This is a genomic window from Halioglobus sp. D3-4, from assembly GCF_055809315.1.
The window spans coordinates 3,606,047-3,619,277 of record NZ_CM147907.1 but is presented as its reverse complement, the minus strand read 5'-3'; the positions used below and the strand labels follow the sequence as shown (position 1 = coordinate 3,619,277).

Annotated in this window: 12 protein-coding genes; 4 read left to right on the top strand and 8 right to left on the bottom strand. The window is 57.5% G+C overall.

From position 1 onward, the window contains the following. The first annotated feature begins 2 nt into the window (after positions 1–2). A complete protein-coding gene (gene arsB, locus AC0L6S_RS15735; protein ID WP_473428622.1) occupies positions 3–1,022 on the top strand; it encodes an ACR3 family arsenite efflux transporter in 1,020 nt (339 codons plus the stop codon). Between the two features lie 108 nt (positions 1,023–1,130). On the opposite strand, the gene AC0L6S_RS15730 is transcribed toward arsB, so the two are convergent. Then, positions 1,131–2,498 carry an aminotransferase gene (locus tag AC0L6S_RS15730; RefSeq protein WP_473425055.1) on the bottom strand — a complete coding sequence of 456 codons (1,368 nt, stop codon included), beginning with the start codon at positions 2,496–2,498 and terminating at the stop codon, positions 1,131–1,133. Between the two features lie 187 nt (positions 2,499–2,685). Here AC0L6S_RS15730 and speB point away from each other — a divergent pair, with 187 nt between their 5' ends. The 3 genes from speB to AC0L6S_RS15715 are packed head-to-tail and all read left to right on the top strand — an operon-like array spanning position 2,686 to position 5,051. Next, positions 2,686–3,615 carry an agmatinase gene (gene speB, locus AC0L6S_RS15725; protein WP_473425054.1) on the top strand — a complete coding sequence of 310 codons (930 nt, stop codon included), beginning with the start codon at positions 2,686–2,688 and terminating at the stop codon, positions 3,613–3,615. Positions 3,616–3,647: 32 nt separating this feature from the next. After that, the gene (locus tag AC0L6S_RS15720; RefSeq protein ID WP_473425053.1) at positions 3,648–4,832 is read left to right on the top strand and encodes an acyl-CoA dehydrogenase; all 1,185 of its coding nucleotides are present in this window, start codon (positions 3,648–3,650) and stop codon (positions 4,830–4,832) included. Between the two features lie 12 nt (positions 4,833–4,844). Then, positions 4,845–5,051 carry a hypothetical protein gene (locus tag AC0L6S_RS15715; protein ID WP_473425052.1) on the top strand — a complete coding sequence of 69 codons (207 nt, stop codon included), beginning with the start codon at positions 4,845–4,847 and terminating at the stop codon, positions 5,049–5,051. Positions 5,052–5,130: 79 nt separating this feature from the next. Here the strand turns inward: AC0L6S_RS15715 and AC0L6S_RS15710 are convergent, their stop codons facing one another. The 7 genes from AC0L6S_RS15710 to AC0L6S_RS15680 form a co-directional block, all read right to left on the bottom strand. Further along, positions 5,131–6,849, bottom strand: a complete 1,719-nt coding sequence (locus AC0L6S_RS15710; RefSeq protein WP_473425051.1) for a sulfatase-like hydrolase/transferase — start codon at positions 6,847–6,849, stop codon at positions 5,131–5,133. Positions 6,850–6,871: 22 nt separating this feature from the next. Then, positions 6,872–7,684: a M48 family metallopeptidase gene (locus AC0L6S_RS15705; RefSeq protein ID WP_473425050.1), complete on the bottom strand. Its 813-nt coding sequence runs from the start codon at positions 7,682–7,684 to the stop codon at positions 6,872–6,874. Between the two features lie 215 nt (positions 7,685–7,899). Next, positions 7,900–8,988 carry a Rieske 2Fe-2S domain-containing protein gene (locus AC0L6S_RS15700; RefSeq protein WP_473425049.1) on the bottom strand — a complete coding sequence of 363 codons (1,089 nt, stop codon included), beginning with the start codon at positions 8,986–8,988 and terminating at the stop codon, positions 7,900–7,902. A gap of 100 nt (positions 8,989–9,088) precedes the next feature. Then, positions 9,089–10,420, bottom strand: a complete 1,332-nt coding sequence (locus AC0L6S_RS15695) for an NTP/NDP exchange transporter (protein WP_473425048.1) — start codon at positions 10,418–10,420, stop codon at positions 9,089–9,091. 1 nt (position 10,421) lies between these two features. Next, positions 10,422–11,351 (bottom strand): aldo/keto reductase, encoded by a 930-nt coding sequence (locus tag AC0L6S_RS15690; RefSeq protein ID WP_473425047.1) that lies wholly within the window; start codon positions 11,349–11,351, stop codon positions 10,422–10,424. 37 nt (positions 11,352–11,388) lie between these two features. After that, a complete protein-coding gene (gene pbpG / locus AC0L6S_RS15685; RefSeq protein ID WP_473425046.1) occupies positions 11,389–12,222 on the bottom strand; it encodes a D-alanyl-D-alanine endopeptidase in 834 nt (277 codons plus the stop codon). Between the two features lies 1 nt (position 12,223). After that, complete coding sequence (locus tag AC0L6S_RS15680) at positions 12,224–13,228, bottom strand: NAD(P)H-dependent glycerol-3-phosphate dehydrogenase (protein ID WP_473425045.1); 1,005 nt, start codon at positions 13,226–13,228, stop codon at positions 12,224–12,226. Between the last annotated feature and the right edge of the window lie 3 nt (positions 13,229–13,231).

Genomic DNA, 13,231 nt, shown 5'->3' with positions numbered 1-13,231 from the left:
CTATGGGGTTGTTCGAGCGCTACCTGTCGCTGTGGGTGGCGCTGTGTATAGCAGCGGGCGTTGGCCTCGGTGTGGCCTTCCCCGCGTCTTTCAGGACGATAGCGGGTTTTGAGTACGCCAGCGTCAATTTTGTCGTGGCGTTGTTTATCTGGGTGATGATCTACCCGATGATGGTCAATGTTGATTTTGCCTCACTAAAAGATGTGGGTAAGAAGCCCAAGGGATTGTGCATCACGCTGGTTATAAACTGGCTGGTGAAGCCGTTTACGATGGCGGCACTGGGCATCCTGTTCTTCGAATATATCTTTGCCGATCTGGTCGACCCGCAGACGGCAAAAGAATACATCGCCGGCATGATTCTGCTGGGCGTAGCACCGTGTACAGCCATGGTCTTTGTCTGGAGCCAGCTGGTGCGCGGCGACGCCAACTACACGCTGGTACAGGTCTCCCTGAACGACATCATCATGGTGTTCGCCTTTGCGCCGATTGCCGCCTTCCTGCTGGGTATTACCGACATCGTAGTACCGTGGGAGACGCTGCTGTTGTCTGTCATCCTCTACGTGATTGTTCCGCTGGCGGCCGGTTATGCCACGCGAAGTGTTCTGGTGAACGGCGGTAACGACGAACGGATAGCCAGCTTCACTGCAAAAATAAAGCCGGTCTCTGTGCTCGGCTTGTTGGCGACCGTCATCCTGCTGTTCGGGTTTCAGGCCCAGACCATCATTGATAAACCACTGGTGATTATGCTGATCGCCATTCCGCTGCTGATTCAGAGCTACGGCATCTTTATTATCACCTATGCCTGGGGGTATTTGTGGCGGGTGCCTTTTGGCACGGCAGCACCGGCCGCATTGATTGGTACGTCCAATTTCTTTGAACTGGCAGTGGCGGTGGCCATCAGCCTCTTCGGTTTGAACTCGGGTGCGGCACTGGCCACGGTAGTGGGGGTGTTGGTGGAGGTGCCGGTGATGCTGTCACTGGTTGCGATAGCCAATAAAACGCGGCACAAATTTGCACCGTGATGGAAATGCCCTTTGCTGTCTCGTCAATCTACAGTGCGCTACTATCGACTGGCAAGAATGGGCCGGCAGCCACCGGCGCGTTGATACCGGCTGCAATCGAGGCTGTGTTCACCGGATGCCGTAGTGCTGCGCTGTGCGGTCCAGTGCCTCGGCCAGCATGGTTACCAGATTATCGATCTCCCTGCGATTGCAGATCAGCGGCGGTGCGGTGATCATCGCATTGCCGGTCTGGCGCACCATCAGGCCGGCGCTATTGGCCTGGTTTCGGCAATACACGGCGGCTTCCGCCTCGGGTGCCAATCGCTCACGCGAGTGTTTGTCGCGCACCAGTTCTACTGCCCCGAGCATTCCGAGGCCGCGCACCTCTCCCACGATGGGGTGGTCGCTCAGGCTGCGCAGTCGCTCCTGAAAATACGGGGCGAGCGTGTCGGCGGTCGACTCGACGATTTTTTTCTTGCGCAGTACATCCAGTGTCGCCAGCCCTGCCGCGCACGCCGCAGGGTGTCCCGAGTAGGTCAGGCCGTGCGCGAATTCACCGTCCTGGCTCAGTAACACGTCGGCGACCTTGTCACCTACCATCACGCCGCCCAGTGGCTGGTAGCCGTTGGTCACTGCTTTGGCAAAGGTCATCAGGTCTGGCTCCAGATCAAAGGTCTGGCAACCGAACCACTGGCCGGTGCGACCAAAGCCGCAAATCACTTCATCCATAATTAGCAAGATGTCGCGCTCGCGCAGGATACGTTTGATCTCGGGCCAGTAGCTGTCGGGCGGTATGATGACGCCACCGGCACCCTGCACCGGCTCGGCGATAAAGGCTGCTACCCGATCTTCTCCCAACGCCTCGATTTTCTGTTCCAGCTCGCGCGCAACCCGGATGCCGTATTCCTGCGGTGTTTCGTCGGCGCTCTCCTCAAACCAATGCGGCTGGCTGATGTGATGGATGTAGTCCAGGCCACGGGTCTGCTGATGCATCGCATCCATCCCGCCCAGCGACGCGGCGGCGATGGTGGAGCCGTGATAGGCGTTCCGCCGGCTGATGATGAGGTTTTTCTCGGGTTTGCCCAGCAGGTTATAATAGCGGTGCACCAGACGCAGGTTAGTGTCGTTAGCCTCGGAGCCGGAATTGGTGAAGAATACGTGGTTAAACTGGGCGGGAGTCACCTCCACCAGAGCGCGCGCCAGCTTTACCGCGGACTCATTGGCACACTGGAAAAAGTTGTTGTAGTAGGGCATGTCCTTCAATTGCGTGTAGATAGCGTCCTTGATACTGCTCTGGCTGTAACCGAGGTTGCAGCACCATAACCCCGACATCCCATCGAGCATTTTATTGTCGTCGCTGTCATAGATGTAGACGTGCTCGGCATGGGAGAAGATGCGTCCGCCGTCCTGGCTGTGCTGGCGCAGATTGGTGAAGGGATGCAGATAGTGCGCCTTGTCCAACTGGCGCAACTCACTGGTGCTAAGCGTTTGGTCCATACATCGTTTCTCCGTACTGTTTTTCGCAGTGCCACTCCGGAACCGGGCCATTGTTGCTGCTGGGCGATGGAGTGTTTATCAGCACCGGGCTGACCCATATTGTGGCATATTAGCGCTGCATTGAGATTCCGCCTAAAGTGTCATTGCCGTAGTGTATGTACTTTAACTGAGAGAACAGGAGGGACGGGTGAGCAAAGAGCCGGACAAAACGGTGAAACTGGCAGATGACTCGACATACGCCAATATATTCTCCTACATGGGGCTGCCACTCAGCCGGGATCTGGACAGTGCTGGCCTTGATGCGGTGGTGATGGGTATCCCCTATGATCTGGGCACCAGCGGTCGCGCCGGAGCACGCAGCGGGCCCAATGGCATCCGGCAGGCCAGCGCTAATTTGCGCTGGGAAGAGCAGCGCTGGCCCTGGGGATTCACTCTCAATGAGCACCTGCAGGCCATCGATTACGGCGATGTGCAGTTTGCCTCCGGCGACAGCGACGATATGCTGGCACAGGTGGAGGCTCACGCCACGCGAATCACCGCGGCAGGCAAGACACTCATCAGCCTGGGGGGAGACCACTTTGTGACCCTGCCACTGTTGCGCGGTCACGTTGCCACGCATGGCAAGTTGGCGCTGATTCACTTCGACGCACATACCGACACCTATGCACAACACGAGAAGTACGATCATGGCAGCATGTTCTACCGCGCACCCAAAGAGGGGCTGATCGATGCCGCTCGATCTGTACAGATCGGAATTCGCACAGAATATGATCGTGAAGATCATGAGTTTCAGGTGATCAATGCTGACCAGGCCAACGAGGCGGTTGTGCAGGAGACGATTGACGCTATTCGCGAGCGGGTGGGTGATACGCCCGCTTACCTGACGTTTGACATTGACTGCCTCGACCCGGCATTTGCACCGGGTACCGGCACCCCGGTGGTGGGCGGCCTGAGTACTTCGCGGGCGCTGCGCATACTGCGCGGTCTGGCGGATTTGAACATCGTCGGTTTTGATGTCGTGGAAGTGTCTCCCGCTTACGACCAGTCACAACTGACAGCGTTGGCTGGTGCCTCTCTGGCGCTGGAATTTCTTTACATGCGAGCAAGCCGCTCCTGACTTTGGGGCAGGCCACACCGGGATATTGAGTCATGGCAAAGCGCAGCAATTGGCAGCAACTGAACTGGCAGGACCCGTTCGGGTTAGAGCAGCAACTGACAGGCGAGCAGCGTATGGTGCGCGATACCGCACGGCAGTACGCACAGGACAATCTCCTGCCCCAGGTACGTGAGTCGTTTCGCAGCGAACAGACCAATGTGAATATCTTTCGCGAAATGGGTGAACTGGGTCTGCTGGGTGCCACCATCGATGGCTATGGCTGCCCGGGGGTGGACTATGTGTCCTACGGCCTCATTGCGCGCGAGGTCGAACGGGTCGATTCAGGTTACCGCTCGATGATGAGCGTGCAGTCCTCACTGGTGATGTACCCCATCTATGCCTACGGCACAGAGAGCCAGCGCGAAAAATACCTGCCCAAACTTGCCAGCGGCGAATGGATCGGCTGTTTCGGCCTGACCGAGCCGGATCATGGCTCCGACCCTGGCAGCATGGTGACAAGGGCCAGGCGTGTCGACGGCGGTTACGAACTCAGCGGCGCCAAGATGTGGATCACCAACAGCCCTATTGCGGATGTGTTTGTGGTGTGGGCAAAAACTGACGATGGCAAGATTCGCGGGTTTATTCTGGAAAGGGGTATGGCCGGCCTCAGCACGCCGAAAATCGACGGCAAGCTGGCGCTGCGAACCTCGGTGACCGGCGAGATTGTGATGGATAACGTGCGTGTATCCGATGCGCATCTACTGCCGGATGTTGAAGGTCTCAAAGGTCCGTTCGGCTGTTTGAACAACGCCCGCTACGGCATTGCCTGGGGCGCGCTGGGCGCCGCCGAAACCTGCTGGCATGCGGCGCGCGATTACACGCTGGAGCGCACTCAGTTCGGTCGTCCGCTGGCGGCCAATCAACTGGTGCAATTGAAACTGGCGGACATGCAGACCGAAATTAGTCTCGGCCTGCAGGGTTGTTACCGCGCCGGACAGTTGCTTGATAGTGAAGGTATTGCGCCGGAACTGATCTCGCTGATCAAGCGCAATTCCTGCGGCAAGGCGCTGGCCATTGCCCGCCAGGCCAGGGATATGCTCGGCGGCAACGGTATTTCTGACGAGTACCCGGTGATGCGCCATATGGTGAACCTGGAAGTGGTAAACACCTATGAGGGTACGCACGATATTCACGCGCTAATTCTCGGGCGTACGCAGACAGATATCCCCGCTTTCTAGGAGTCACCGCAAATGAAATTACCCGCCATTGTCGTGCTTCTCCTCGCGCTCGTCGCGTGCACACACGAACAGGTATACAACAGCGTGCAGCACAATCAGCAGTTGGAATGCAGCAAGCTGCCTCAGGTACGCTTTGAAGAGTGTATGAAAAACTATGACCAATCCTATGAAGACTACGAGCGCGAGCGTCAGGCGATAATTGACGGGAGGGAAAATTGAGCGTCTGTTAAAGAGCGCGAGCTAACGAGCTGTCTGATTGCGATCTTCCCGTGCTCGATAATGGACACCCGCAGAGCCTCTAATCTTTTTTCACCTTTGATGCCTTGCTGCCACGGTTGATTCTGTAGGCGTCCAGTACCTGATAAAAGGGAACAGCGCCATGCTCTTTTGCCCACCTCTGGTATTGAGTCAGCAACAATGATGCCCTCGCTTTTTCCACGACTGCCAGATTCTGTGTTTCTGCGGGGTCGGCTAGAAGATCGTATAACGCGAGAAAGGGCTTTTTCTGCGCCCGTTCCCTTTCCTCGCTGTAGTTGGGGTTCCCCATAAGTTTCCACCGGCCCTCCTGTAACACGACAAACTGGCCGTAGAGGTTCCAATAGAAAAATTCGGGCGGTGCCAATGTTTCGCCGCGAAACAGGGGGAGCAAGTTGCGCCCGCTCAATGGCTGCAGAGGCGTACCCTGCGCTCCGGTTTCAGGGTAGGCAACGTCCGCTGCCTGCAAAAACGTTGGCATGATATCGAGGTATGTTGTCATTGCATCAGTTCGAGTGCCTGCGGCGATGTTTCCAGCGGGCCATCGGGCAACGAGTGGCGAAAGCAGTCCGCCTTCATACAGGTTGCCCTTTGCGCCTCGAAAGGGGGCGTTCGTTAGCTGGCCTGTCTCGGATGCCGCCCCATTGTCCGATGCAACCAGAATGAGGGTATTGTCCAGCCTGTCACTGTCCTCGAGGAGCTGGATCAGCTTCCCCAGTTCAGCATCTGCAGTCTCTATCATCGCAGCTCTGGTGGCAGCCCCTGCGCGAATCGCTTTCTTATTTTTGGCGGTGAGTAATGGAAACTCTACCGGAGCCTCTTGCGGGAAAAGGCCCAGCTCCCGCATATGCAGAACACGATGGTTCCAAATGTCTTGCAATGGCTGCGCATAGACTTTTCGATATTTCTCTATCAATGGTTCAGGCGCTTGTAGCGGTTTATGTGGTGCCTGTGACGGGATATACAAAAAGAAGGGGGAGTCAGGGTCTTCGCGAAACTGGCGATCGAGTTGTTTCATTGTGGCTCGGTTCAACTCGACAATCGAATACCAGCCATCGCCCACAGTGAGCGCTTGGTCATTGTGTTGATAGGGGTGCTTCCAGGCGGTTGGATACGGAGCCGCCTGTCCGCGCAGCAAACCAAAGAAGTGATCAAAGCCCCGCTGATTGGGTGGCGCGGATGTTTCGCCATCGAGATGAGAACCGTTCACTTCTCCCAGGTGCCACTTGCCCTGCATATACGTTCTATAGCCGGCTGCTTGCAGTAGTTCACTGATCATGGGTATCGCCCTGGGCAGGCGGCCCTGATAGGCGCTGAACTCTGTTTTGAACTTTTTCCCGGCCAGGTCCGCCATACCCACATCATGTGGGTGCAGCCCGGTCAATATTCCCGCGCGGGTGGGGCTGCATCTGGCTGTGGTATAGAAACGCCTTACGGTCATACCCTCTGCGACGATTTGCTCAATATTCGGTGTCTGTATCTCACCGCCGAACGCCGACATATCGGAGTAGCCTGCGTCATCGAATAAAAACAGTACAATATTAGGTCGCTCCGAATCATTGTGCCGCGGGTAGGGCTGCTCGGAGTACCCCGCATTTTCGTTGCTGCACGCCGATAACACTGTGACAGCTAGTAATAGAACAACCGTCGAGATGGGTGCTGGGGCCAGCCTGATTCTCAACGGGCGTTTCGCAGTAGCCTGCCATTTCGTCATTGAGTAGCGGCCTAGTTGAGCCATCTGGCGCTTGTTGTTTTTGGGCAACAGGGTATCTCCCGCGTGACTACTACTGCAGTATCTGCACGGCATGGACAGGGGCCAGTTTACCGTTCGGGTTGAGAGAGCGCATCGCGGGTATCATCGCTGCCAGCGCCGCCTCGCGATTGCCGGGAGCGGGGTGGGTACTTAAAAACTCGACGGGTCTTGCGCCGCCCTGTGCCGCCATTTTCTCCCACAGTGATACCGCCGCATCGGGGTCGTAGCCAGCCAGTACTGCCAGTTCCATCCCCATTTGATCCGCCTCACGCTCGGCCGTTCGGCTATTGGGTAAGCTGAGTGCCATTTTTGCCGCCAGCGCCGCGCCACCCATTGCCAGCGCAGGTCGCTCCGACACGGCACCGACGGCGACTACCCCAATGGTTGTCGCCATCGCGCGCGACATTTGCTCTGCTGTATGGTTGGCCAGCGCGTGAGATATCTCGTGTCCCATGATCTGTGCGAACTCAGCGTCGGTGAGATGCATCTTGTCGAATAACCCCGTGTACACGGCCATGCGTCCGCCTGCCATGCACCAGGCATTTACTACGCCCGGTTCATCGACAATCGCGACACTCCACTCCCACTTCGCCGTGTAGGGAAATTTTTCAATGGCCACTGTCACTAGTCGTCCGGTAATCGTCGCCACTCGTTTGGCGAGCACAGGGTCATTCACGAGCTTGTCGTTCTTGTCCAGCTCTCCCACGGTGCTGAGATAGGCCTTCTTTGATTCGACCACAGCCGCCTCGGGTGAAATCAACATCAACTGTGGGCGCCCGGTAGGGCTGGTGGCGCAGGCAGTCAACAGGCTGTTTGCCAGCAGTAGGAGGAGTAGTCTTTTCATGCGGTATCCCGTCCAGCGCACCAAATGCTATAGACCGCACATATTAGTGAAGATTTTGATGCTTTTCAGGAAAAAGGACAGTGGACAAATAAGTCGATACTGTGCGTGAAAGAGGGTGCCACTCGGCCCGCCTCCCCTTCGTTAAGCGTGACCTGCAAATTCGAGGGAGGCGGGCCGAGTGGTGCCCGGCTATCTGGCATCGAAGCAGAGCTGCGCTAAAACGGCAAGCCCTCGTCGATATCGTGATTTGCCTCTGCCGGTGTCGGCATTCCCTCGGTATGCACGACACCATTCAGCTCTGCCTGAATTTTCACGGCATCGTCCGGTGTGGCAAAAAACTGTGAATACCACTGGCGCCCAGTGCGGAACGGCCCGTCTGTTTTCAGCTGCATGATTTTCAGTGCAGGCCGTTTGTTGGCCCACACATTGAAATCTGCGCCGAACGCCTCCAGTGCACCCGCCTGTGCCTGCTTCGCAGCCTCGCGATCGTCGTCATTGGCCGGTGTCGAGCGGCCTCGGACCAGACAGCCGTGGAAACACTTGGTCATGCCATCGTCGACTGGCGTATTAGCGATCAACTCGTAGATGACATTGTCGGCGAAGACCTGCTTGGACAGCAGAATGCCTGGCCCTGTGTACCAGGTCGTGGTGTAAAGGTAGGTTTGGTAGAGCTGCATCGGCCCACCCTGGCGCTGCACCATAACGTGGTCGATAAATTCGTTTTCGAAGTACTCGCTGGGCGCGCCATGCGTGGGCCCGAGGTGGCGTACATCGGCCATATTGTCGAGAATTTCCTGGGAGTGTACGGGAAGCTCGCCGAGGTGATCGAGCTCCCAGCGCACCCATTGTGGATCGTCCCACTCTGGCAGGAAGGGGGCATCGTAGTCGGGCTCGCGGCCATCCGGGTCGTACCAGGCCATTATGCAGCCCATGTTATCCACCACGGGATATGAGCGGATAGAGGCCGATTTCGGGCAGGGCCCATCGTGGTAAGGGATGTCGTCTACCTCACCGGCGGAATTGTAGCGCCAGCCGTGGTAGGGGCAGCGGATAGAGTCGCCCTCTATTTGCTCGCCATTCTTGACGATCATTGCGCTGGTGCTGGCGGTGAGGTGGGTGCCCATGTGCGCGCAATACGCATCTAACAGTACAGGTTTGCCGCTCTCGCCGCGATACAGCGCGAGATCCTGTCCGAAGTAGCGCACGGCCATAGGGCCCTTGTCCAGCTCTGAACTCTCCGCAACGATGAACCAGCCGCGCGGAAAGGTATTGGGCCCCAGATTGTACTCAACTGCAGTTGCCATGATGTCACCCTGGTGAATGTAAGCGTTAGCTGAGTATAAACCCTACGGGTGTCGCGGGTATCGCTATGACGCAGTTGTGCGAAAAGGATTGTCCTGCGGCTCAACTATTCAACTCAGGGACTCCATCGGGCGTAGCATCCGGCGGATTCATCGCATTGAACTGCCGTCCCAGATAGACTCCGGTAAGCGCCCATACCGCTGCCACAGCCGCACCTACCAGTGCGACGGCTGCCAGCCCCAACCCGAGGCCCTGGGTGAGTGCGGTAAACGCCCAGGCGCTGAGCATATCGCCGCCGCGATAGATCACGATGTCAATAACGGGCTTGGCTTTGAAGCGGGTTTCCCTGTCCACCGCGGTGAACAGCATTTCTCGGGCGGGCCGCGACACAGCGTAGTTACCGGCTCGGCGGATGATCTGCACTGCCACCACCACGCCTACCAGGGGGGCCGCGGCCAGAATTAACATGCCAGCCCCGATGAGTACGGGTACCGATGCCAGGGTAAATGAAATGCCCATGTGTTTGGCGATGCGGCCAGTAGCAAATAGGGCAACCAGGATGGTAAGGCTGTTGACGGCCAGATCCATGTTGGCCCAGATTTGCGTGCGGGCCTCCTCGTCATAGATATCGAGCAGGTTCTTCAACTCGAAATAGACGAATGCGGAGATCGCGGTGTAGAGGAAGAGAAACAGGCCGATACCGAGCAGGTAGCGGCTCTGCGCAAACTCTGCGAAGCCGGCCAGCGGATTGCCTCCGATGGCCAGTTGCGCTGTCTCCAGAGCGATGCCCTGATTGTGCAGGTCGGTGATTTTCAGGCGTTGTATCGCGTGTACCAATGGCAGTGTCAACGCCACCATCGCACTGGCGATCAGCAACAGCGCATCGGTGCCTAGATCACCCACCAGCAGTGATGCCGTGGCCGGCCCGATGATGCCGCCGGCGCTCGCTCCGGCGCCGATAAACGCGAACAGCCGCGTCGCCTGTGCCTTGGAGAAAGTGTCTGCCATAAAACTCCAGAACACGGAGATATGAAACAGGCTGAACAGGCTGACCCACAGATAGAATCCCTTATCCAACAGCGTGGTGTCAGCGACCGCGTGTTCGCCGAAATAGAACAGGATAAAGCTGACGGCGAACAGGCCATACACCGAGGGGACCAGACGCTGGAAGCGAATACGGGAAATGGCTGCGCCATACACGGATACCGCGATAGCGCTGATAAAAAATGTGATGGTCCACAGCCAGCTGACTTCAGCATCGGTCCAGTTGCTGGCCAGCGCGTCGCGCACCGGGCGCAGAATGTAATATGAACCCATCAGCAAAAATACCAACAGGAAAGAAACCAGCGTGGTGCGCGTTTCCTCGGGGTGTATTTCGCAGGCTTTCGCCAGTAGTCTTTGCAGCCGACTACCAGTAGCGGGGCGGTTGTTCATACTAGAGTGCCTCGAAGATCCGCAGCATCTCCCCCCGCTGAGCCTTGTCCGGCACACGGCCAAAATTGGCGGCCATATTGTCGGCCATATGAGTGGGTGACGCGGTTGCCGGAATAATCACAGTCACGCCAGGGTGGCCGAGAATATACTTCAGGAAAAACTGACCCCAGCTGGTGCAATCCAGCTCTGCGGCCAGCGCCGGCAGCGGCTTGTCGTGGGACTTTCCGAACAGGGCGCCGCGTTGATATGGCCGGTTGATCATCGTGGCGATGCCGCGATCCTGTGCCAGTGGCAGCAGTGTCTTCTCCGCCTCGCGATCTTCGATGTTGTAACTGAACTGTACAAAATCCAGTGGTTCGCTGCGCATCACGTCCATCAGTTCACTGTGATCGCGGCCGTGTGAGGTGGTGACGCCGATATAGCGCACCCTGCCTTCCTCCTTCCACTGCTTGAGTGTCGCCAGTTGCGTCTGCCAGTCCTTCAGGTTGTGTACCGAGATCAGGTCAAATGCCCTGACGTCCATACGTCTTGCGGATTCCTCCATCTGCGCGATGCCGCGCTCCTTGCCGGAGGTCCATACCTTGGTGGCGGCGAACAGCGGGGGTGGATTTTCCATTGCGCGCAACACATCGCCCACACGCGATTCAGCGTTGCCATACATGGGCGAGGAGTCGATCACCTTGCCCTTGCCGGTAAAGAACAACTGCATCACTTCTGACAGGTTCGTCAGCGACTCGGGGTCTGCGGCAGTATCAAAGGTGCGCGATGTACCCATGCCCATCACTGGCAGGAGTTCTCCCGAGCTGGGAATGGGGCGTTGAATCAGTGGCAGGTCGACCGTTTTGCCCGCATCCGTCGCGGCGTTGATTCGCAGTGCAGAAGAAGCCAGCAGTCCGGCGCTCATCTGTAAAACCTGACGACGATTGATCATAACTCTCTCCCCTGTATCAGTCTGTTAGTGAGCGAACTTAACTATTGGCCAGTATCCACTTGCGCAACCGGTTGGAATCGCCAAACGGTGTCAGTTTGCCGAAGGAGTTGAGCAGTACGATGGAAACGTCCTCACCTTCGATATTGGCCTGCATCACCAGGCAGCGGCCGGCCTCATTGATGTAGCCTGTCTTACTGAGTTCTATATCCCATGCCTGGTTTTTCAGCAGTCGGTTGGTGTTGATATATTTAAGCGGCCCGCGATGAGAGAAGGGGCGAACCTCGCGCTCGGTGGTTGTCGTAGACTCGGTGATCAATGGGTACTCCTCGGCGGCCTTCAGCATACGTGCCAGGTCACTGGCGGTGGATACATTGGCTGCGTCCAGCCCTGCGGCATCGGCAAAGTGACTGTTAGTCATACCCAAGCTCGCAGCTTTGGAGTTCATTTTCTCGACAAAGTTCCCGGTGCCGCCGGGGTAAGTTCTGCCCAGCGCAGCGGCAGCGCGGTTTTCCGATGACATCAGCGCCAGCAAGAGTAACTCGCCGCGTGTTAACGTCGCGCCGACGTGCAGGCGCGAGCCGGTCATGCGGATGCGGTCCTTGTCGGCCTCGTCGATCGTGATCTGTTCGTCCATATCCAGTGCCGCGTCCAGTACGACCATCGCAGTCATTACTTTAGTAATGGACGCAATCGGACGCACGGTGTCGACATCCTTGCCATAGATGAGGTCCCCCGATGAGTTCAGTACAATGGCTGAAGCGGAGTGCAGCCCGGGGTTGCCTGCGAGCGAGGTAAACTTGCCTTCATCAGCAATGGCAGAGGCGGGTCCCCACAGTAGCAGTGACAGCGCTAATACTTTTATATGATGCATATCAGCCTGGCTCCGATTCAGCGCCGGCTTCTACCCGGAGCAGGCCGCGGAATGCGCGACTGGCAGAGGCGTCACCGGACAACACGCGAAACACATCGCGGGCAATCGGCATTTCAACACCGTACTGTTCGGCCAGCGCCATGACTGCTGGCGCGCTCTTGGCGCCCTCTGCCACCATCACCATCTCGCTGATGATCTCCTCCATGCTGCGGCCCTGGCCCAACTGGATTCCGACGTGGCGGTTGCGACTCTGCGGGCTGGTGCAGGTGGCGATCATATCGCCCATGCCGGCGAGCCCGGAAAAGGTTTCAGCGCGGCCACCCATGGCTACACCGAGCCGGGTGATTTCGGCCAGGCCGCGGGTGATCAGCCCGGCCCGGGTATTGTCGCCTGCGCCCTGGCCGTCACCCATGCCGACGGCGATCGCTATGATGTTTTTTAACACCCCACCGAGTTCACAGCCGATGATGTCCGTGTTGGTGTAGATACGAAACAGTCCGCTCTTGAACAGGTTCTGCAACTCCTGCACGATGATCTCGTCTTCCATTGCAATCACGCTGGCGGCCGCTTGTCCCGCCATGATTTCCCGCGCGAGGTTGGGCCCGGTGAGCACCCCGACGGGGTGGCCCGGCAACACCTCGTTGATGATTTGTGTCATGCGCATGCGCGTGTCCAGTTCCAACCCTTTGGTCAGGCTGATCACGGGTACCCAGGCGCGTATATGCTTTTTTACCTCGTGCAGCACGGCGCGAAAATTCTGTGAGGGTATGCCCATCACAATCACATCGGCCTCGTGTACCGCCTCGGCGATATCATTGGTGGCGATCAGTTTCTCGGGCAGTTTGGTGTCGGGTAGATAGACACTGTTGGTGTGTTTACTATTGATTTCGGAGACGGTCTCGGGATTTCTCGCCCACAGGGTGACGGGTGCGTTGCGAGTGACCAGCGATGCCACTGTCGTTCCCCAGGAACCGCCGCCGAGCACGGCAACGTTCAGATCATTCATTAT

Bases quoted from the DNA above. Each gene is read 5' to 3' on its own strand.
- arsB (WP_473428622.1), top strand. From the start codon at position 3: ATGGGGTTGTTCGAGCGCTACCTGTCGCTGTGGGTGGCGCTGTGTATA.
- AC0L6S_RS15730 (WP_473425055.1), bottom strand. From the start codon at position 2,498: ATGGACCAAACGCTTAGCACCAGTGAGTTGCGCCAGTTGGACAAGGCG.
- AC0L6S_RS15720 (WP_473425053.1), top strand. From the start codon at position 3,648: ATGGCAAAGCGCAGCAATTGGCAGCAACTGAACTGGCAGGACCCGTTC.
- AC0L6S_RS15715 (WP_473425052.1), top strand. From the start codon at position 4,845: ATGAAATTACCCGCCATTGTCGTGCTTCTCCTCGCGCTCGTCGCGTGC.
- AC0L6S_RS15705 (WP_473425050.1), bottom strand. From the start codon at position 7,684: ATGAAAAGACTACTCCTCCTACTGCTGGCAAACAGCCTGTTGACTGCC.
- AC0L6S_RS15700 (WP_473425049.1), bottom strand. From the start codon at position 8,988: ATGGCAACTGCAGTTGAGTACAATCTGGGGCCCAATACCTTTCCGCGC.
- AC0L6S_RS15695 (WP_473425048.1), bottom strand. From the start codon at position 10,420: ATGAACAACCGCCCCGCTACTGGTAGTCGGCTGCAAAGACTACTGGCG.
- AC0L6S_RS15690 (WP_473425047.1), bottom strand. From the start codon at position 11,351: ATGATCAATCGTCGTCAGGTTTTACAGATGAGCGCCGGACTGCTGGCT.
- pbpG (WP_473425046.1), bottom strand. From the start codon at position 12,222: ATGCATCATATAAAAGTATTAGCGCTGTCACTGCTACTGTGGGGACCC.
- AC0L6S_RS15680 (WP_473425045.1), bottom strand. From the start codon at position 13,228: ATGAATGATCTGAACGTTGCCGTGCTCGGCGGCGGTTCCTGGGGAACG.